The following is a 19,157-nucleotide window of genomic DNA, read 5'->3' as shown; positions in this document are numbered from 1 at the left end:
CTAGATAGTAAGTATATTTATCACAAGCATCACCTTATGAACAATTATGTTGATTAAGTCTTCGATCGATTAGTATTCGTCAGCTCCACGTATCGCTACGCTTCCACCTCGAACCTATTCACCTCATCATCTTTGAGGGATCTTATAACCGAAGTTGGGAAATCTCATCTCGAGGGGGGCTTCATGCTTAGATGCTTTCAGCACTTATCCCGTCCATACATAGCTACCCAGCTATGCCGTTGGCACGACAACTGGTACACCAGAGGTATGTCCATCCCGGTCCTCTCGTACTAAGGACAGCTCCTCTCAAATTTCCTACGCCCACGACGGATAGGGACCGAACTGTCTCACGACGTTCTGAACCCAGCTCGCGTACCGCTTTAATGGGCGAACAGCCCAACCCTTGGGACCGACTACAGCCCCAGGATGCGATGAGCCGACATCGAGGTGCCAAACCTCCCCGTCGATGTGAACTCTTGGGGGAGATAAGCCTGTTATCCCCGGGGTAGCTTTTATCCGTTGAGCGATGGCCCTTCCATGCGGAACCACCGGATCACTAAGTCCGTCTTTCGACCCTGCTCGACTTGTAGGTCTCGCAGTCAAGCTCCCTTATGCCTTTACACTCTATGAATGATTTCCAACCATTCTGAGGGAACCTTTGAGCGCCTCCGTTACTCTTTAGGAGGCGACCGCCCCAGTCAAACTGCCCGCCTGACACTGTCTCCCAGCACGATAAGTGCTGCGGGTTAGAAATCCAATACAATTAGGGTAGTATCCCACCAATGCCTCCACGTAAGCTAGCGCTCACGCTTCTAAGGCTCCTACCTATCCTGTACAAACTGTACCGAATTTCAATATCAGGCTACAGTAAAGCTCCACGGGGTCTTTCCGTCCTGTCGCGGGTAACCGGCATCTTCACCGGTACTATGATTTCACCGAGTCTCTCGTTGAGACAGTGCCCAAATCGTTACGCCTTTCGTGCGGGTCGGAACTTACCCGACAAGGAATTTCGCTACCTTAGGACCGTTATAGTTACGGCCGCCGTTTACTGGGGCTTCGATTCGTAGCTTCGCTTGCGCTAACCACTCCTCTTAACCTTCCAGCACCGGGCAGGCGTCAGCCCCTATACGTCACCTTACGGTTTAGCAGAGACCTGTGTTTTTGATAAACAGTCGCTTGGGCCTATTCACTGCGGCTCTTCGAAGCGTGAACCTCAAAGAGCACCCCTTCTCCCGAAGTTACGGGGTCATTTTGCCGAGTTCCTTAACGAGAGTTCGCTCGCTCACCTTAGAATTCTCATCTTGACTACCTGTGTCGGTTTGCGGTACGGGCACCGTTATTCTAGCTAGAGGCTTTTCTCGGCAGTGTGAAATCAACGACTCGAGGAACAAGTTCCTCTCCCCATCACAGCTCAATCTTAAGAGTGCCGGATTTGCCTAACACTCAATCTCACTGCTTGGACGTGCACTCCAACAGCACGCTTCGCCTATCCTACTGCGTCCCCCCATCGCTTAAAACGAATAATGGTGGTACAGGAATATCAACCTGTTATCCATCGCCTACGCCTGTCGGCCTCAGCTTAGGACCCGACTAACCCAGAGCGGACGAGCCTTCCTCTGGAAACCTTAGTCAATCGGTGGACGGGATTCTCACCCGTCTTTCGCTACTCACACCGGCATTCTCACTTCTAAGCGCTCCACATGTCCTTGCGATCATGCTTCAACGCCCTTAGAACGCTCTCCTACCATTGTCCAAAGGACAATCCACAGCTTCGGTAATATGTTTAGCCCCGGTACATTTTCGGCGCAGTGTCACTCGACTAGTGAGCTATTACGCACTCTTTAAATGATGGCTGCTTCTAAGCCAACATCCTAGTTGTCTGGGCAACGCCACATCCTTTTCCACTTAACATATATTTTGGGACCTTAGCTGGTGGTCTGGGCTGTTTCCCTTTCGAATATGGACCTTATCACCCACATTCTGACTCCCAAGTTAAATTATTTGGCATTCGGAGTTTGTCTGAATTCGGTAACCCGAGAGGGGCCCCTCGTCCAAACAGTGCTCTACCTCCAATAATCATCACTTGAGGCTAGCCCTAAAGCTATTTCGGAGAGAACCAGCTATCTCCAAGTTCGATTGGAATTTCTCCGCTACCCTCAGTTCATCCGCTCACTTTTCAACGTAAGTCGGTTCGGTCCTCCATTCAGTGTTACCTGAACTTCAACCTGACCAAGGGTAGATCACCTGGTTTCGGGTCTACGACCAAATACTCATTCGCCCTATTCAGACTCGCTTTCGCTACGGCTCCACATTTTCTGCTTAACCTTGCATCAGATCGTAACTCGCCGGTTCATTCTACAAAAGGCACGCCATCACCCATTAACGGGCTCTGACTACTTGTAAGCACACGGTTTCAAGTTCTCTTTCACTCCCCTTCCGGGGTACTTTTCACCTTTCCCTCACGGTACTGGTTCACTATCGGTCACTAGAGAGTATTTAGCCTTAGGAGATGGTCCTCCCAGATTCCGACGGAATTTCACGTGCTCCGTCGTACTCAGGATCCACTCAAGAGAGAATTCGCTTTCGACTACAGGATTATTACCTTCTCTGATTAACCTTTCCAGGTTATTCGTCTAACAAATTCTTTTGTAACTCCGTACAGAGTGTCCTACAACCCCAATAAGCAAGCTTATTGGTTTGGGCTCTTCCCGTTTCGCTCGCCGCTACTCAGGGAATCGATTTTTCTTTCTCTTCCTCCGGGTACTAAGATGTTTCAGTTCTCCGGGTCTGCCTTCTTGCATGCTATGTATTCACATGCAGATAACACGACATAACTCGTGCTGGGTTTCCCCATTCGGAAATCTCTGGATCAAAGCTTACTTACAGCTCCCCAAAGCATATCGTCGTTAGTAACGTCCTTCGTCGGCTTCTAGTGCCAAGGCATCCACCGTGCGCCCTTAATAACTTAATCTATATGATATTTTGGCAAACGTTCGCATTCGGCTTCATCACTTCACATTCACTCAGTTACTTACGCGCAGTAAGCGCCTTCGCTCATGCTTGTGATTCATAGACTGACAAACGTTTTCAAAACATCATGTCGTCTACCGAAATACAATCTTTTCCAAAATCACCAGTTATTAATTATGTGAGTCGTCATTTGACGACTAGCGATAATTTTTTGTTTCAAGCTTTTAAACGCTTGTCACTCGGTTTTGCTTGGTAAAATCTATACTTACTTATCTAGTTTTCAATGTACAATTCATTCTGAATCCTCAAATGAATGAGCATTCAAAACTGAATACAATATGTCACGTTAATTCGCTTATCACCTGATGGTGATATTCCGTATATTATCCTTAGAAAGGAGGTGATCCAGCCGCACCTTCCGATACGGCTACCTTGTTACGACTTCACCCCAATCATTTGTCCCACCTTCGACGGCTAGCTCCAAAATGGTTACTCCACCGGCTTCGGGTGTTACAAACTCTCGTGGTGTGACGGGCGGTGTGTACAAGACCCGGGAACGTATTCACCGTAGCATGCTGATCTACGATTACTAGCGATTCCAGCTTCATGTAGTCGAGTTGCAGACTACAATCCGAACTGAGAACAACTTTATGGGATTTGCTTGACCTCGCGGTTTCGCTGCCCTTTGTATTGTCCATTGTAGCACGTGTGTAGCCCAAATCATAAGGGGCATGATGATTTGACGTCATCCCCACCTTCCTCCGGTTTGTCACCGGCAGTCAACTTAGAGTGCCCAACTGAATGATGGCAACTAAGTTCAAGGGTTGCGCTCGTTGCGGGACTTAACCCAACATCTCACGACACGAGCTGACGACAACCATGCACCACCTGTCACTTTGTCCTCCGAAGAGGAAAACTCTATCTCTAGAGCGGTCAAAGGATGTCAAGATTTGGTAAGGTTCTTCGCGTTGCTTCGAATTAAACCACATGCTCCACCGCTTGTGCGGGTCCCCGTCAATTCCTTTGAGTTTCAGTCTTGCGACCGTACTCCCCAGGCGGAGTGCTTAATGCGTTAGCTGCAGCACTAAGGGGCGGAAACCCCCTAACACTTAGCACTCATCGTTTACGGCGTGGACTACCAGGGTATCTAATCCTGTTTGATCCCCACGCTTTCGCACATCAGCGTCAGTTGCAGACCAGAAAGCCGCCTTCGCCACTGGTGTTCCTCCATATCTCTGCGCATTTCACCGCTACACATGGAATTCCACTTTCCTCTTCTGCACTCAAGTTTTCCAGTTTCCAATGACCCTCCACGGTTGAGCCGTGGGCTTTCACATCAGACTTAAAAAACCGCCTACGCGCGCTTTACGCCCAATAATTCCGGATAACGCTTGCCACCTACGTATTACCGCGGCTGCTGGCACGTAGTTAGCCGTGGCTTTCTGGTTAGGTACCGTCAAGATGTGCACAGTTACTTACACATTTGTTCTTCCCTAACAACAGAGCTTTACGATCCGAAGACCTTCATCACTCACGCGGCGTTGCTCCGTCAGGCTTTCGCCCATTGCGGAAGATTCCCTACTGCTGCCTCCCGTAGGAGTCTGGACCGTGTCTCAGTTCCAGTGTGGCCGATCACCCTCTCAGGTCGGCTACGTATCGTCGCCTTGGTAGGCCGTTACCCCACCAACTAGCTAATACGGCGCGGGTCCATCTATAAGTGACAGCAAGACCGTCTTTCACTGTAGAACCATGCGGTTCAACATGTTATCCGGCATTAGCCCCGGTTTCCCGGAGTTATTCCAGTCTTATAGGTAGGTTACCCACGTGTTACTCACCCGTCCGCCGCTAACGTCAAAGGAGCAAGCTCCTTATCTGTTCGCTCGACTTGCATGTATTAGGCACGCCGCCAGCGTTCATCCTGAGCCAGGATCAAACTCTCCATAAAAGAAGTAAGCTTGATATAGCTCGTTGATTGTTTAAGTCAATCACTCTTGAAAGTACTTTTGAAGTACTCAAATTATTGGAATTAACGTTGACATATTGTCATTCAGTTTTCAATGTTCATTTCAATTTGTTTTATGGAGCGGGTGATGAGAATCGAACTCACAACATCAGCTTGGAAGGCTGAGGTTTTACCATTAAACTACACCCGCGTACTTAATTTAAGTGATGGTTGATGCGGCCGAGAGGACTTGAACCTCCACGGGATTTCTCCCACTAGGCCCTCAACCTAGCGCGTCTGCCATTCCGCCACGACCGCTTGGAACAATGTTTTCTTTTTTCAGAACAATGATTATTATATTATATCACATTAGTAGTGTCAACACTTTTTTAATATTTTTTTAATGTTTGTAATCTGTCTTTAACATTCACTTTTTGCGACGAATTTTAGAATACAACATTTCGTCATCATTGTCAAACATCATTTTGAACTGCTTACAACTTTTTTTGACGACTTTGTTATTATAATCAGGCACACAAATAATGTCAATACATATCTCCCTATTTTTCTAACTTTTGGTTCTCATAAAGCACATATTACAAAAATAAAATCAATCATTAAAAAAGGCACTATCGCTCATATTCTTCAGTCAGCATATAGTGCCTCAACAACTTATAAATACCTTTTCAACTTTAAATGCCCTCCACATCGACCACACCGCATCTTAACAACATTAACTTTTCTAATGCGAACATAACTACTATGGCACCTTTGGCATTCATATTCATAGTTCGCTCTTGATGTATAACTTTCAGTCGGTTGGCAAAATCTAGGCGCACCTACTTTTTCAGCTAATACTTTAAAATCTCTATCTTTATGTTGATGCCCTCTACCACTCAAATGCAAAAAGTAGTGACACAATTCATGTTTAATAATATCAACAAGTGCTTGCTCACCAAAATGTTCGTATTGCTTAGGATTAATTTCAATATCATGTGAAGATAACATATAACGTCCACCCGTTGTACGTAAACGACGATTAAAGTAAATACGATGTTTAAAAGGGAGTCCAAAATGTTCCATTGCAAGTTGTTCAGTGAGTTGCTGCAAAGATTCATTATTCATTTGGATCAATCATTGTCAGAGCAACTTTCCCTTTATTTTCATCAATATTTTCAATCCACACTTCTACAATGTCTCCAACGCTGACAATGTCCATCGGGTGTTTGATAAACTTTTTAGCAAGTTTTGAAATGTGTACTAAACCGTCTTGCTTAATGCCGATGTCGACAAAAGCACCGAAATCAACAACATTTCGCACTGTTCCATTCAATTTCATACCTTTTGATAAATCCTCTATCGACAATACATCTGACTTTAATTCAGGTGTTTCATAATCATCACGAGGATCTCGGTTTGGTGCGATTAATGACTTCACGATGTCTTCTAACGTAGGGACACCGATGTTTAACTTCGTCGCATAACTTGCTATATTCAATGTTGATAAAACCTTTGCTAATTCAGATGTGCCAATATCTGTAATTTTGAGTTCTAAACTTTCTAATAATTGATAAGTCGCATCATAACTTTCTGGATGAATTGCTGTATTGTCTAACGGTTCTTTACCATTCACAATACGTAAAAATCCGATACTTTGTTCGAACGTTTTCGCACCTAATCGTTTAACCTTATTCAGTTGACGATGATGAGTAATGGCCCCGTTTTCTTCACGATACAACACAATGTTATCAGCAATTTGTCGTGATAACCCTGACACGTGCTGAAGCAATGTACTTGAAGCCGTATTGACATCCACACCGACTTGGTTAACAGCAGTTTCAACTACAAAGTCAAGTGCAGCATCTAGCGCCTTTTGGTTCACGTCGTGTTGATATTGTCCGACACCGATCGACTTAGGATCAATTTTAACGAGTTCACTTAAAGGATCTTGTACACGTCTACCAATCGATACGGCACTACGCTCTTCCACTTGAAAATCAGGGAATTCAGTACGCGCAATCTCAGACGCCGAGTAAACGGATGCCCCTGCCTCGTTCACAATAATATACTGGACATCGAGTGCATGGTCTTGAATCATACGTGCGACAAACTGTTCCGTTTCACGACTCGCTGTTCCATTTCCTATCGCAATTAAATTAATATCGAAGTCTTTCACCATTTTTAAGAAGACTTTTTCAGCTTCAGCCACTTTAGATACAGGTGGATGTGGGTACATGACGGATTTTTCGATAAATGTCCCATACGGATTAATGACTGCGAGTTTACAGCCAGTTCGAAAAGCTGGATCGACGCCTAAAATTTGCTTCCCTTTTAATGGTGGTTGTAACAACAGATTTTTCAAGTTTTCACTAAACAATGTAATCGCTTGTGCTTCTGCGCGCTCTGTTAAATCGGTTCTTATTTCACGTTCAATGGAAGGAAAGATTAAACGTTTCATCGCGTCATCAATTGCTTCGCCCACAATTGTTGATAATTCGTTGTGGCCTTTGACTTCTTGTTTTTTAATATTTTGTGCCAAAATCGCTTTGTCCATTTCAATTTTGACTTGCAATATTTTTTCATTTTCACCACGATTCATCGCTAAAATACGATGATTCGCAACTTGACGGAGAGGTTCTTGATAATCATAATACATTTCAAACACGGCTTTTTCATCCTCAGCCTTTTTCTTTTTCAGCGCTGTCATGAGCCCTTCTTTTTGCGTCAACTTTAAAATTTGCTTGCGATATTGTGGATGATCTGCAATTTTTTCAGCAATGATATCCTGCGCACCTTGAATCGCTTCTTCCACTGAGGTTACTTCATCAGTTAAAAACGTCTGCGCTTTCTCTCCTAAGTCAGCGTCTAACTTTTGTCTATAAATCCATTCTGCTAAAGGTTCGATGCCTTTACGTTTCGCCTCTGTTGCACGGGTCTTTTTCTTTTGCTTATAGGGACGATACAAATCTTCCACACGTTGCAATTTTGTTTGCTGTTGAATGTCACGTCGAAGCTCATCCGTTAGCAAACCCTGTTGCTCAATACTATGTATCACTTCATCTTTTCGCTTTTGCAACTGTTCCATATAGTGATATTCATCAGCAATTTGTTTGATTTCGACTTCATCTAAACCGCCCGTCACTTCTTTACGGTAACGTGCAATAAAAGGCACAGTATTTTTTTCTTCTAATAATTTCAGAACCGCTTCAATATGTTTAACTGGATATTGATATTGGTTATGTATTGCTTGTACAAAATGATTTGTCAAAAGTATTCACCGCTTTCTCAATCTTTTCTTCTACATTTTAACACGTATCTCTAAAAGTATGTCAGCGAGCACGTAAGACGCATGTGTATCATAGTTCATAAAAACCATGCTAATGCAACTTTTATCAATCCTGGAAAGCTCAATATCTATTCTATTTCACAGATAAAATGATTAGGATGTTCCTCACTATGTTTGAAATCAAGCCACAGATGACAAAATTCAAGTTGCCATAAACACAAAAAGGATCGGAATCCAATCCCAATCCTTTTATCGCAACACTATTTTCTCGCAGCCTCCTGCAATTTCTTAATAGCTGTTCTTTGTAATCGCGAGACATGCATCTGGCTTAATCCGATACGTTCTCCCGTTTCTTTTTGACTCAATCCGTCAATAAATGTACATTGAATAATTTCTCTTTCACGATCTGTTAAAATAGGAAGTATCCGTTCTAATATCATTCGCTTCTCAGTCAACTCGTAATTGTCATCGTGTTGCCCCATAATATCTAACAAAGTCACTGTAGAGCCATCTTTATCCGCTTCAATAGAGTGATCGACACTTAAAGCGTTATAACTTTGTCCCATTTCCATTGCTTCTAACACATCTTCATCCGAAACTTCAAGACGTTCCGCAATTTCGCTGATTGACGGTGAACGTCCTAATTCATTTGTTAGCTCATCGCTCACTTTTTTGATTCTCGGCCCTATTTCTTTAATTCTACGTGGGACGTGGACACTCCATGTTTTATCCCTTAAGTAGCGCTTAATTTCACCTATGACAGTGGGGACTAAAAAAGCTTCGAATTTTCTATCAAATGATAAATCAAATCGATTAATCGCACCAATCAGTCCTACCATACCAACCTGTACTAAATCTTCGTGATGTGATTGACCTTTTGAGTATTTATAAGCTAAGGATTCGATCAGTTTTTCATAATGTTTCACAAGTTTTTCTTGTGCTTCATGATCCTCATCATTCTGATACGCTTGAATCCATTGGTTGATTTGTTCAGGTGAAACAGCACTAGCTGATTTCGACTCTTTCGTCATTATTTCGCACCTGCTCTTTTTTGATATACTTAATCATACTAATTGTAACACCTGTATCTTTATCGACCGTTACTTCATCCATTAAAGATTCGATTAAGAATAAACCGAGTCCCCCTTCTCTCAAGAAATCAATACTTTCATTTTCTTGATAAGGGCCTAGTTTTTGTTTTGTTTCTTGATAATTAAAACTATCACCTTGATCAGACACTACAATTTTAATGCGATCTGATGCGAGTTCAAAACAGACGTGAATGTAGCCTCGTTCTTCTTTATCTTTATAAGCATGTTTCACAGCATTCGTCACCGCTTCACTCACAGCAATTTTAGCGTCTTCAATGTCATCATAATGCGCACCGGCACGTGTAAACACACCCGATAAAGTCAAACGTATTAAACTGACATACTCAGCAGAAGCAGGAAGTCGCATTTCAATGATATCGTTGGATTGCATCATCATTCGACCTCCGTTCCTTCGTTGACATGCATCAAATCATTCAGGCCTGTAATTTCAAACAACCTTTTAATACGATCATTCACACCTAGAATGTATAACTCTTTTTCGTGCTGATTTAACGCTTTTAAAGTTCCAACAAATAGTCCTAAACCTGTTGAGTCCATATAGTTTAACTTCTCTAAATTAACATAAATATCGTGCGTCCCTGCTTGACGTATAGGAACGAGCACTTTTTCAAGTTCCGGTACTGTGGCAACATCTAGTTCACCGGCTACTGCGACATCATAATGTGTTTCATGCTTTTCAGTTTCTATATTAAGGTTCATTATTGATTACACTCCTACTTTATTCTCTACTTGTTCATTTTACCCATTTCAATACATCATTAATCTCATTTTTCAACTTTAGTGCACGCGCTTAATAATTAAAATGGTTAAATCATCTCGTTTGCCTTTTTTTTGCAATCTCAGTAATTCTTCATATAAGAGTTGAACGATATCTTGTGGATGTAATTGCTTGTATGCAAGTATAAAATTAAGTAAATAGCGAGTATCAATAAACTCACCGTTTTCTTTTCGAATTTCGGTTACACCATCTGTAAAAACGATAATCATATCATCAATGTTAATGGCTATTTCTTGTTGTTGATATCTTACATGTGGGCTTACACCTAATACACGACCTCGAACTTTGATTTCTTCAAATGTGTCAGATTCCGCTCTGAAAATATAACCCGGTTCATGCCCTGCCGAACTACAGTAAAGAACGTGATTAATCTCTTCATAAAGTCCATAAAACATGGTTACAAACATATTTTGATTGATATTTTTTTCTACGACGCGATTTAAACGCTTCAAACCATCGTTAGGGAGTTGAGAATGGCCGTACGAATCCATGCCAAACTTAATCATACTCATGGCTAATGCAGCCGGAATCCCTTTACCAATGACGTCCGCAACCGCAAAACTCATCGTGCCATCTTTATGATCAATTAAGTTAAAATAATCGCCACTCACATGTTGAGCCGCAACAGAAATGACACCGATTTGGATACCGTCAAACTGTGGGATATTTGTTTTTAACATCGTTTGTTGTAAACGTGAAGCGACGTCCAATTCCTTATCATGGACTTCAACACGGTCAACCAATGCTTTATAGTCTTCATAATCGTAACCAAAGCTACCAATAACCGCTCTTAAAATATCTAAAATCGCAATCATGTCTTCACGTGACAGCTCATACTTCTGAACGTATTTTCTATGTATATCTACAAATTCTTCTGGCAATAATGCATCATCAGATAAATTTTCAGAAAAAGAATGCGCTTGATTGAGAACACTGGCTTTACTTTCACTTTGCAAAAATTGATCAACAAGTTGAAAGTATCGCGATTCATTCTGATTTGTCATTAAACGTTCTCCTTCCACTTAAAACTGTAAAAGGCTTTAGGAGCGTTATCCTAAAGCCTATTTATGATGATTCATGTGCAGTCCTAAACTAATACCAATCGCATTGTTAACTTCTTTCATCTTCTTCTCAGACAAAAACGTTAACTTTTCTTTTAATCGTTTCTTATCGACTGTTCGAATTTGTTCTAGTAAAATAACAGAATCTTTATCGAGCTTATATTTATTTTTTTCGATTTCGACATGCGTTGGTATCTTTGCCTTATTAATCCGACCAGTAATTGCGGCTACAATCACAGTGGGACTATACTTATTACCAGTGTCATTTTGAATAATGACAACGGGCCTTACTCCCCCCTGTTCAGAGCCCTGTACTGGTGATAAATCTGCTAAATAAACGTCTCCGCGCTTCATTTAGTCTTCCTTGTAATCAGTTGTCAAGTGTGATTCATTACAATCGCAAGCTTCACATTCAACTGGATACGCCTCAGTGGCTAGGGAGAGATTTAAATCTGCCATCTGTACATAACCTTCTTTTAACGACTGTTCTAAATTTTTAAATCTTGTTTGATTGAATGCTGACATAAATAGGACCTCCATATCAATACAACACATTAAAAACTCTTTTTATTATGTCCATCATAACAAAAACAGAGCGGAATCACCATACTATTTTAACAATTCGTTGGATATTTCAACCATTTCTTGTACAAAATACACACGCGGCACTCTTCTTCCGATATTACATAACACTTCATAATTAATCGTTTGTTGTTGTGCTGCAAGGCTTTCTACAGATTGTGACGTATGGGCTTGATCATCAATTAAAATGACCTCCTCTCCCATTTGCACTGTTGCTGGCACACGAATGGCTGTACGGTCCATGCTCACCCGACCAACAATTTCACATTCCGTGGTGCCAATTCTAACATTCGCGCCTTGCATCGAACGTAAATAGCCGTCCGCATAACCAATCGGCAATAATGCAATCGTCATATCTTCAGGTGCCGTGTAAGTTTGACCGTATCCGACCGTTTCACCTTTAATGAGTGATTTCACTTCCATCACTTCTGTAACGAGTTGAACAGCTGGTGCTAATTGTGCAGTTGCAATTTTTTCAATGAACGCTGATGGATAGTAACCGTATAACGCAATACCTGGTCTGAATGCATTACATAATGACGGATTAAAGCGTAACGTTCCCGCAGAATTTTGCATATGAATGTACGTAGGATGCTCTGTACTTTCGATAATTTCTTCAAAGCGTTCATATTGCAAGTGTGCAGAATCATTGTCCTCATCAGCGGAATGAAAATGTGAGAAAGCGCCTTCAAAGACGAGATTTTCATGCGCATGAATGAAGTTGATAATATCATGATACGCTTCAATATCTTTCACACCAAGTCGATTCATGCCTGTATCCACTTTAATATGTAACCATAACGTCTTTTCATTATCTTCGTCAATTTCTGCAGTCGCCGCTTCTAACCATGCTCTTGAAGGAACTGTAACAGCAACACGGTGCTGAATGGCTTTATTAATGGCATCAGGTGGAATGCTAGATAAAATCAAAATTTTCTCTTTTATACCGTGCATTCTTAACTCAATCGCTTCATCCAGAGTGGCCACACAGAAAAATTCCGCACCTAATTGACTTAAATGTTGGGCAATTTGGATACTCCCTAAACCGTATGCATTCGCTTTTACGACAGGCATCATCGTTTTATTCGGTTGTAATTTCGTTAATGCATAATAATTCTCTGTAATCGCATCTAAATTCACTTTCATCGTGGTGGTGCGATAATATTTTTCTGACATGATTGTCATCCTTCCTCTTTCTATATTCGTCCATTATTGTTCTAAAATCACTTGTGCTGCTGCATAATGTTCTGTATGTGTAATGGAAACATGTACATGGTAACCTGCCATCTGAATCGTAGGCTTGCCGCGTGCATCGTTTTCACAATGAATTTGTTTAAACGTAATCTCTTTGCCAATTCCCGTACCTAACGCTTTACTGAAAGCCTCTTTGACTGCAAATCGTCCGGCTAAAAATTCAATACGGCGACGTTCAGTCGTATAATTGTGATAACGTTCGAGCTCTTGTTCTGATAAAATGCGTTCTGGAAAGCGGGGTTGACGCTGTACAGTGTCCATAATCCGTGCTATTTCAACTAAATCGAGTCCTACACCATATATCATAAAGGTCCCTCTTCTTTTTCGTCTTGTTCTACTATCGGCTTTGCTTCTGATATTGGTACTTTCGCATCCTTGTTTTTTATAAATGCCATCACTTTTTGAGCAGTTGCTTTATCGATCAACGTTACATCGACATTACCTCCAGCTGTGGAAAGTGTTAATGTCGCTAACTGATATTTTCGCATCAACCATCCTTCTTTAAAATCGACGTTTTGAATTCTGAAAGTTGGAATACGTGTTTGTTTAATCATGATAAACCCTTTTCGTACTGTAACGATATGTGAATCATATGTGTAGCCAAATGTTCGATATTTATAAATTGGTTTAAGCCACACATCGATAATAAGTTGGAGGAGCAGTACGATGGCCAATATGATGATCAGTGCTATCACGAATCGATCCCAAGCTAAGAAATAACCTAATACGATAGCACCAATGAACAATAGCGCGATGATGGCTGACATGATTAACGCAGCGATACGCATCACTTTAAGGCCACTTTCACTCATCTTTTCCATTGATATCTCCACCTCCTAAATACCATTGCTTGTTACGTGTAACTTTGGCCTGATGTTCAAAACGCAACCCAAAATCTTTAGAAACTGAACCACTTGCGATCGTAAAATCAAAATGTACTAATTGTTTCTGTTGCATCAAAGGGTGTGCAGTTTGTTGGAAACCTAAAATTTTATCCTTTTTAAAAGTCGTCGTTTTAAAACCAAACCATGTCACCTTTCGAATCGATACTTCTTCATCAGTCAACCCTGAACCTGACATACGCGTCGCAATCACACTATGAATAATCAAATACAAAATAATGACCGCGATTGGTATCCATATCCACACCCACCAATAATAATGAATGAGTGCACCGATACCGATTAAAATGAATGACGGTATCCAAAAACGGCGATGAAAACCTTGCCAAGGTAGGCCAGTTTCAACCGGTTGAAACGAATAAATTGGTAGAAGAGATGCCAAAATTTTCGTACCTTCTCGTTGTTTAATGAACGGCAACACCATAATTTCACCTGACGCAAAATCATCCTCTATATCGACTTCCATATCACTTGTAATAATAAAATGATATGACGTAAAGCCAAACAAATGTCTAAAAAAGGATTTCTTTTCTTGGACCGCTTGTAATTTAGCGATAGGCAGCGATAAGTTTGTCACCTTTAATAAGCCATAACGGATTTTTAAAAAGTCACCTGAACGTGTTAAAGTGAATCGATAATACCTCACCATTGTAATGATGACGCCTATAATATAAGCGATTACGAGAATCCCAATTACTAATGTAATGACTAACGCCACTAAATTCTTAATCCAACTCTCAACTTGACCGAAAACGCCTTCCCACGGGATAATATCTTCAAAAGCAGTGACTATCGGACCTACTGTTGCTAATGTAACAAAAACTGCACCACTCGTCATTGCCATTAATAATAAATTTTGGGTAGATAATTGATAAATCATCTCTGTAGGTGCATTTGTTTTAATGATAGGTGGCGCTTCATAGTGTTCGTCTGTAGCGATACTTGAATGCTCGGACTGCATCTGTCTTCCATCTTCACTTTCAATTCTCGATTTGGCTTTCTCTATCTCTTCTTGAATCCATTGACTCTGCCTTTTCGTCACCATATTTAAATCAATACCGTCACTAGGTGTTTTGATTGTGAGTTTCACACCGCCTACTAATTGATGCACAATCGGTTGTACAGTGTCCATGGATTGAATACGACGAATATTAAGTTCTTTTTGCTCCAAGTTAAACAAGCCACTTTTCACGATAAAATAATCGCCTTCAATCCAGTAGCGTGTGCGATAGATTTCAATCGTCCGGTTAATAAAAACGAGAGTAAACGATATTGCGATAAAACCTGGCCATATATAATTGGTCCAATCTGTGAAATCAAAGCTATCGAGTTGAAACAATACAAATATGATAACAAAAAGAAAGTTACTTTTTACTGCTTCAATAATACTTAAAACGTACGAAATAGGGTGCAACCTTTGAGGACTATACATCGCTGTCACCCCCTTTTAGTTGCGTAAGACAGAATGATTCAATCTCTGTAATCGTGTCGTCATAAAGTAACGGCAACACTAACTCATGTCCAGCTGTATAAAAAGACAATCGATTCAGTTGAAACCGTCTCATCAATGGCCCCGCTTTCCGTCTCACATACTGGATACGCTCGATTTGAATCACTTCATTGCGTTTAAACCACCAGTTCTTTTGTATTTCAATATAACTGTCCGTCACGCGATAATGATAGTAACGATAAAGGAGTATTGGGTGAATCAAATAATATAAAATATCAATCAGTACGAGTCCGATGAAAATATAAGTCTCGTAAAATGGCATATCATTGTAAAACCATACAGTGACTGCAGCGGATAAGATGATTAAAGTTACGATGAATTGACAGAAATACCATAACTTTAAATACCGGCGTGCAGGTTCGGGACTTTGAGTAAATTCAAGTTGCATGATGACAGTCACTCCCTAGTAAATTTAGGATTATTATATCATAAACTTTTTTCATTCTGATAGTTCGATATGGTGGCGTTAGACAAAATTCATTTTAGCCACGATACGCTGTAGTTAAAGATTTACCTTACTTTAGACTCGGAACTTATGTGTCACCTTAAACAGCATCAAAAAAGCAGCACGTACATCTCCATTGAAATGCACTGTGCTGCTAATTATTTAAGTGGTTGAACGCTAATTATTTTTGATGATCCGCAAATGTGCGTCCTTTTTTCACTTTTGTTTCTCTTTTATGTTTGAAGTTGCCTTTTTTATTACCACTTGGCTTATGGTTACGTCCTGCTTTTGAATGACGTTTGTTGTTGCCACCTTTACGATTGCCTTTTGGTGAACGACCATTTTTACGCGCCAACGGTTTTTCAAATGTTAATTGTACATCTACTTCATCATTAGATTCCACTAATTCTTGTAATAACGCTGTTACAAGCTCAGTTTGATCATATGTTTCAAGAAGTTGTTTCGCGATGTTTTCTACACGTGGTTCTTTCGCAGCGTCCATCCAACTTTGAACTTTGCTCTTAATTTCATCTTCACGTGCTTTTAAAACTTCTTTACGATGTGGCGGTCTTAACGCGCGCATTTGGCGACGGTTCGTTTGCTCGATTTGACGGATATAATCCATTTCAATTGGATTAACGAATGTCACGGCGATACCATGTTTACCTGCACGACCTGTACGCCCAATACGGTGTGTATAACTTTCTGTATCTTGAGGAATATCAAAGTTATAAACATGACTCACACCTGAAATGTCTAATCCTCTAGCCGCTACGTCTGTCGCAACTAAAATATCGATTTGGTCGTTTTTGAACTTTTTCAATACTTCCAAACGTTTCGCCTGTGTGATATCACCGTGTAAACCTTCAGCTTTGTAACCTTTTGAAAGTAACGCACTAGTTAACTCATCGACACGGCGTTTTGTACGACCGAACACAATCGCTAACTCAGGTTGGTGTACATCTAAGAAATTCGTAAAGGTATCGAATTTTTCAAGTTCTTTAACGATAGTATAATATTCATCAATTTGTGGGTCAGAAATTTCATTATTCATCGTTTTAATGATACGTGGCGATTTCATAAATTTTTGTACTAATTCTTGAATCGCTTTTGGCATTGTTGCCGAGAATAACATCGTTTGACGATTTTCTGATGGCAATTTATCCATAATATAACGCATATCGTCAATGAAGCCCATGTTCATCATTTCGTCCGCTTCATCTAAAATTAACGTTTCGATTTGTTGTGGTTTTAATGTACGGCGATTAAGGTGGTCAATCACACGACCTGGTGTACCTACTACGATTTGTGGTCCGCGTTTTAATGATTTGATTTGACGGTCGATTGGCATACCACCAAATACAGTCACGACTTGGACTTTTTGACCACGGCTGAATTCACGTAATTGTTCAGCTACTTGCATCGCTAATTCACGTGTAGGTGCTAAAATTAAAGCACGCACGCCTTCTTTTCCAACAACTTTTTCGATCAATGGAATACCAAAGGCACCTGTTTTTCCTGTTCCGGTCTGCGCTTGACCTAGGATATCAATGTTTTCGAGTGCGAATGGGATACTATCTTTTTGAATAGGGGTCGGCTCCGTAAATCCCATTGCCTCGAGGGTTTCAGCTGTACGTTCTGAAACGCCTAATTCTGTAAATTTTTGCAAAGTAATTCTCCTTTTTTGAATCATCATTCTTCTATATTTTTGTCAAATAAGTTTAATCTAACTTCTACATATTACCATTTTCGTCACAATACCGCAATAAACGAAAGTTCACTATCATTTAAATTCTTATATATTCTCTATGCTTTGAATTCATATCACTACAGAGTTTAGGCTCCGTTTACGCATCTCAAAATAATAATTTTTGATGCGTACATTTTATTTTTTAAATTAAAAATGGAACAAAGACAGTGATGATTCACGCTCTGTTCCAAACTTGATGCTATTTTGCTTCTACGAGTGCTTCGACAACTTCTTCTAAATGCATACCTCGAGACGCTTTAACGAGGACGACACTATGTTGTTCGACGATAGACGTCAAATAACGCATCAACTTATCTTTTTGATCAAAATGAATCGCCTCATTCACGTACGCCTTGCCCTTTTCATGAATGGCCATCGCTCCTTCACCGAACGTATACAGTTGATGAATACCTTTATTTTCAAGGTAAGCCCCAACACTCTCATGCAATTGACGCGATTGTTCACCCAATTCGAGTACATCACCGAGCACGAGGATGGTCTCTCCTTTCATATGACTCAATGTATCAATCGCAGCCTTCATACTCGTCGGGCTTGCATTATACGCATCATTAATGACCATCGCACCATTCGGCGCCATAAACTTCTGCATGCGCATATCTGTCAGCTTGAGCGACGTTAATTGCTGTTGAATTTGTTCATCTGTTAAACCCATGATTCGGCCCACTGCAATTGCAATCGTTGCATTACGCATATTATGTTCACCTAAAATAGGAATCGTGTAGGTCACGTCATCATTCACTGTGAACGTAATGCCCTCTTCAAGATGAGACACCATTTGACATTGCATATCATTCTTAGCTGACAAACCAACACTCACTTGATTTGCAGATGTTAACGTCTCTACATGCGGTTTTAACAATGGTTCGTCTCCATCATAAATGAAATAACCTTCTGATTTTAAACCTGACACAATTTCAAACTTCGCTTTGGCAATCCCTTCTCTTGATCCTAAATCTTGCATATGGGATTCGCCGATATTCGTAATCACCGCAAAATCCGGTTGTGCAATGTTAGACAGTAACTCAATCTCATGAAAACCTGACATGCCCATTTCTAAAATTGAAACTTCCGTATCTTCGTTCAACTCTAAAATTGTTAACGGCATGCCGATTTCGTTATTGTAATTGCCTTGCGTTTTTTGTACACGGAACTTTCCAGATAAGACATTTTCTAACATATCTTTTGTCGTCGTCTTTCCGTTTGAACCTGTGACAGCAATCACTGTTGGCGCCACATGTTGTAAATACGCCTTTGCCAACTGTTGCAGTGCAGTCAATGTGTTTTCTACAAAAACGACTGGTCCGTTCGTTGGTGCTGTCAATGTACTATCTCGTTGGAAAAACGTCGCACCTGCCCCATCGTTCAATGCTTGTTCACTGTACTGATGACCGTCAACATTTTCACCTTTAAAAGGAATAAATAACTGCCCATGTTGAATATGTCTTGAATCAATTGTGACACCCTTAATTTCAACGTCTAAGTATTGCGCATCAATATCACAGTCTATCCACTCTGCAAGTTGTTTCAACGTTATATTTATCATA

15 protein-coding genes, 2 tRNA genes and 2 rRNA genes are annotated in these 19,157 nt (G+C 40.8%); all 19 read right to left on the bottom strand.

What is annotated here, in order from left to right; all coding sequences use genetic code 11:
* Positions 1-49 precede the first annotated feature (49 nt).
* Positions 50-2,971: ribosomal RNA gene (locus P3U61_RS03765) — 23S ribosomal RNA — on the bottom strand.
* 392 nt (positions 2,972-3,363) lie between these two features.
* Positions 3,364-4,915: ribosomal RNA gene (locus P3U61_RS03760) — 16S ribosomal RNA — on the bottom strand.
* Together the 16S and 23S rRNA genes with 2 tRNA genes alongside form the textbook arrangement of a ribosomal RNA operon.
* Before the next feature lie 134 nt (positions 4,916-5,049).
* A tRNA-Gly gene (locus tag P3U61_RS03755) sits at positions 5,050-5,123 on the bottom strand.
* Between the two features lie 24 nt (positions 5,124-5,147).
* A tRNA-Leu gene (locus tag P3U61_RS03750) sits at positions 5,148-5,230 on the bottom strand.
* Between the two features lie 354 nt (positions 5,231-5,584).
* Positions 5,585-6,037: a SprT family protein gene (locus tag P3U61_RS03745; protein WP_015729426.1), complete on the bottom strand. Its 453-nt coding sequence runs from the start codon at positions 6,035-6,037 to the stop codon at positions 5,585-5,587.
* Positions 6,030-8,180, bottom strand: a complete 2,151-nt coding sequence (locus tag P3U61_RS03740; RefSeq protein ID WP_063284941.1) for a Tex family protein — start codon at positions 8,178-8,180, stop codon at positions 6,030-6,032. The genes P3U61_RS03745 and P3U61_RS03740 overlap by 8 nt, the downstream gene beginning before the upstream one ends.
* 278 nt (positions 8,181-8,458) lie before the next feature.
* The gene (gene sigB, locus P3U61_RS03735) at positions 8,459-9,229 is read right to left on the bottom strand and encodes an RNA polymerase sigma factor SigB (RefSeq protein ID WP_015729428.1); all 771 of its coding nucleotides are present in this window, start codon (positions 9,227-9,229) and stop codon (positions 8,459-8,461) included.
* On the bottom strand, positions 9,204-9,683 hold the full coding sequence (gene rsbW, locus P3U61_RS03730; RefSeq protein ID WP_031253870.1) for an anti-sigma B factor RsbW: 480 nt from the start codon (positions 9,681-9,683) through the stop codon (positions 9,204-9,206). The genes sigB and rsbW overlap by 26 nt, the downstream gene beginning before the upstream one ends.
* Positions 9,683-10,009, bottom strand: coding sequence for an anti-sigma factor antagonist (locus P3U61_RS03725; RefSeq protein ID WP_014613381.1), 327 nt, complete (start codon positions 10,007-10,009; stop codon positions 9,683-9,685). The genes rsbW and P3U61_RS03725 overlap by 1 nt, the downstream gene beginning before the upstream one ends.
* Positions 10,010-10,087: 78 nt before the next feature.
* Positions 10,088-11,092, bottom strand: coding sequence for a SpoIIE family protein phosphatase (locus P3U61_RS03720; RefSeq protein WP_014613380.1), 1,005 nt, complete (start codon positions 11,090-11,092; stop codon positions 10,088-10,090).
* A gap of 57 nt (positions 11,093-11,149) precedes the next feature.
* Positions 11,150-11,503: a type II toxin-antitoxin system PemK/MazF family toxin gene (locus tag P3U61_RS03715; RefSeq protein WP_014613379.1), complete on the bottom strand. Its 354-nt coding sequence runs from the start codon at positions 11,501-11,503 to the stop codon at positions 11,150-11,152.
* The gene (mazE, locus tag P3U61_RS03710; protein WP_014613378.1) at positions 11,504-11,674 is read right to left on the bottom strand and encodes a type II toxin-antitoxin system antitoxin MazE; all 171 of its coding nucleotides are present in this window, start codon (positions 11,672-11,674) and stop codon (positions 11,504-11,506) included.
* An 84-nt stretch (positions 11,675-11,758) separates the two neighbouring features.
* A complete protein-coding gene (alr, locus tag P3U61_RS03705; RefSeq protein WP_014613377.1) occupies positions 11,759-12,907 on the bottom strand; it encodes an alanine racemase in 1,149 nt (382 codons plus the stop codon).
* Between the two features lie 33 nt (positions 12,908-12,940).
* On the bottom strand, positions 12,941-13,291 hold the full coding sequence (gene acpS / locus P3U61_RS03700) for a holo-ACP synthase (protein ID WP_014613376.1): 351 nt from the start codon (positions 13,289-13,291) through the stop codon (positions 12,941-12,943).
* A complete protein-coding gene (locus P3U61_RS03695; protein WP_014613375.1) occupies positions 13,288-13,806 on the bottom strand; it encodes a PH domain-containing protein in 519 nt (172 codons plus the stop codon). The genes acpS and P3U61_RS03695 overlap by 4 nt, the downstream gene beginning before the upstream one ends.
* Entirely contained in the window at positions 13,790-15,319 is a 1,530-nt protein-coding gene (locus P3U61_RS03690) for a PH domain-containing protein (protein WP_099997491.1), read from the bottom strand. Before P3U61_RS03690 ends, P3U61_RS03695 begins: the two co-directional genes overlap by 17 nt.
* Positions 15,312-15,785 (bottom strand): PH domain-containing protein, encoded by a 474-nt coding sequence (locus P3U61_RS03685; RefSeq protein WP_323695716.1) that lies wholly within the window; start codon positions 15,783-15,785, stop codon positions 15,312-15,314. The genes P3U61_RS03690 and P3U61_RS03685 overlap by 8 nt, the downstream gene beginning before the upstream one ends.
* A gap of 238 nt (positions 15,786-16,023) precedes the next feature.
* Positions 16,024-17,511 (bottom strand): degradosome RNA helicase CshA, encoded by a 1,488-nt coding sequence (gene cshA, locus P3U61_RS03680; protein WP_014613372.1) that lies wholly within the window; start codon positions 17,509-17,511, stop codon positions 16,024-16,026.
* A gap of 280 nt (positions 17,512-17,791) precedes the next feature.
* Entirely contained in the window at positions 17,792-19,156 is a 1,365-nt protein-coding gene (locus P3U61_RS03675; RefSeq protein WP_323695715.1) for a UDP-N-acetylmuramoyl-tripeptide--D-alanyl-D-alanine ligase, read from the bottom strand.
* Position 19,157 lies beyond the last annotated feature (1 nt).

Source organism: Staphylococcus pseudintermedius, assembly GCF_034042775.1.
In the GTDB taxonomy this organism is placed as follows: Bacteria; Bacillota; Bacilli; order Staphylococcales; family Staphylococcaceae; genus Staphylococcus; species Staphylococcus pseudintermedius.
The sequence above is the reverse complement of the archived record's forward strand: the minus strand, read 5'-3'. Positions and strand labels throughout refer to the sequence as shown.

What these genes read in the sequence shown, in the direction of transcription:
- P3U61_RS03685 (WP_323695716.1), bottom strand. Translation starts at nt 15,785, where the DNA reads ATGCAACTTGAATTTACTCAAAGTCCCGAACCTGCACGCCGGTATTTA.
- P3U61_RS03725 (WP_014613381.1), bottom strand. Translation starts at nt 10,009, where the DNA reads ATGAACCTTAATATAGAAACTGAAAAGCATGAAACACATTATGATGTC.
- P3U61_RS03745 (WP_015729426.1), bottom strand. Translation starts at nt 6,037, where the DNA reads ATGAATAATGAATCTTTGCAGCAACTCACTGAACAACTTGCAATGGAA.
- P3U61_RS03675 (WP_323695715.1), bottom strand. Translation starts at nt 19,156, where the DNA reads ATGATAAATATAACGTTGAAACAACTTGCAGAGTGGATAGACTGTGAT.
- P3U61_RS03695 (WP_014613375.1), bottom strand. Translation starts at nt 13,806, where the DNA reads ATGGAAAAGATGAGTGAAAGTGGCCTTAAAGTGATGCGTATCGCTGCG.
- P3U61_RS03690 (WP_099997491.1), bottom strand. Translation starts at nt 15,319, where the DNA reads ATGTATAGTCCTCAAAGGTTGCACCCTATTTCGTACGTTTTAAGTATT.
- sigB (WP_015729428.1), bottom strand. Translation starts at nt 9,229, where the DNA reads ATGACGAAAGAGTCGAAATCAGCTAGTGCTGTTTCACCTGAACAAATC.
- alr (WP_014613377.1), bottom strand. Translation starts at nt 12,907, where the DNA reads ATGTCAGAAAAATATTATCGCACCACCACGATGAAAGTGAATTTAGAT.
- rsbW (WP_031253870.1), bottom strand. Translation starts at nt 9,683, where the DNA reads ATGATGCAATCCAACGATATCATTGAAATGCGACTTCCTGCTTCTGCT.
- mazE (WP_014613378.1), bottom strand. Translation starts at nt 11,674, where the DNA reads ATGTCAGCATTCAATCAAACAAGATTTAAAAATTTAGAACAGTCGTTA.
- acpS (WP_014613376.1), bottom strand. Translation starts at nt 13,291, where the DNA reads ATGATATATGGTGTAGGACTCGATTTAGTTGAAATAGCACGGATTATG.
- P3U61_RS03720 (WP_014613380.1), bottom strand. Translation starts at nt 11,092, where the DNA reads ATGACAAATCAGAATGAATCGCGATACTTTCAACTTGTTGATCAATTT.
- P3U61_RS03715 (WP_014613379.1), bottom strand. Translation starts at nt 11,503, where the DNA reads ATGAAGCGCGGAGACGTTTATTTAGCAGATTTATCACCAGTACAGGGC.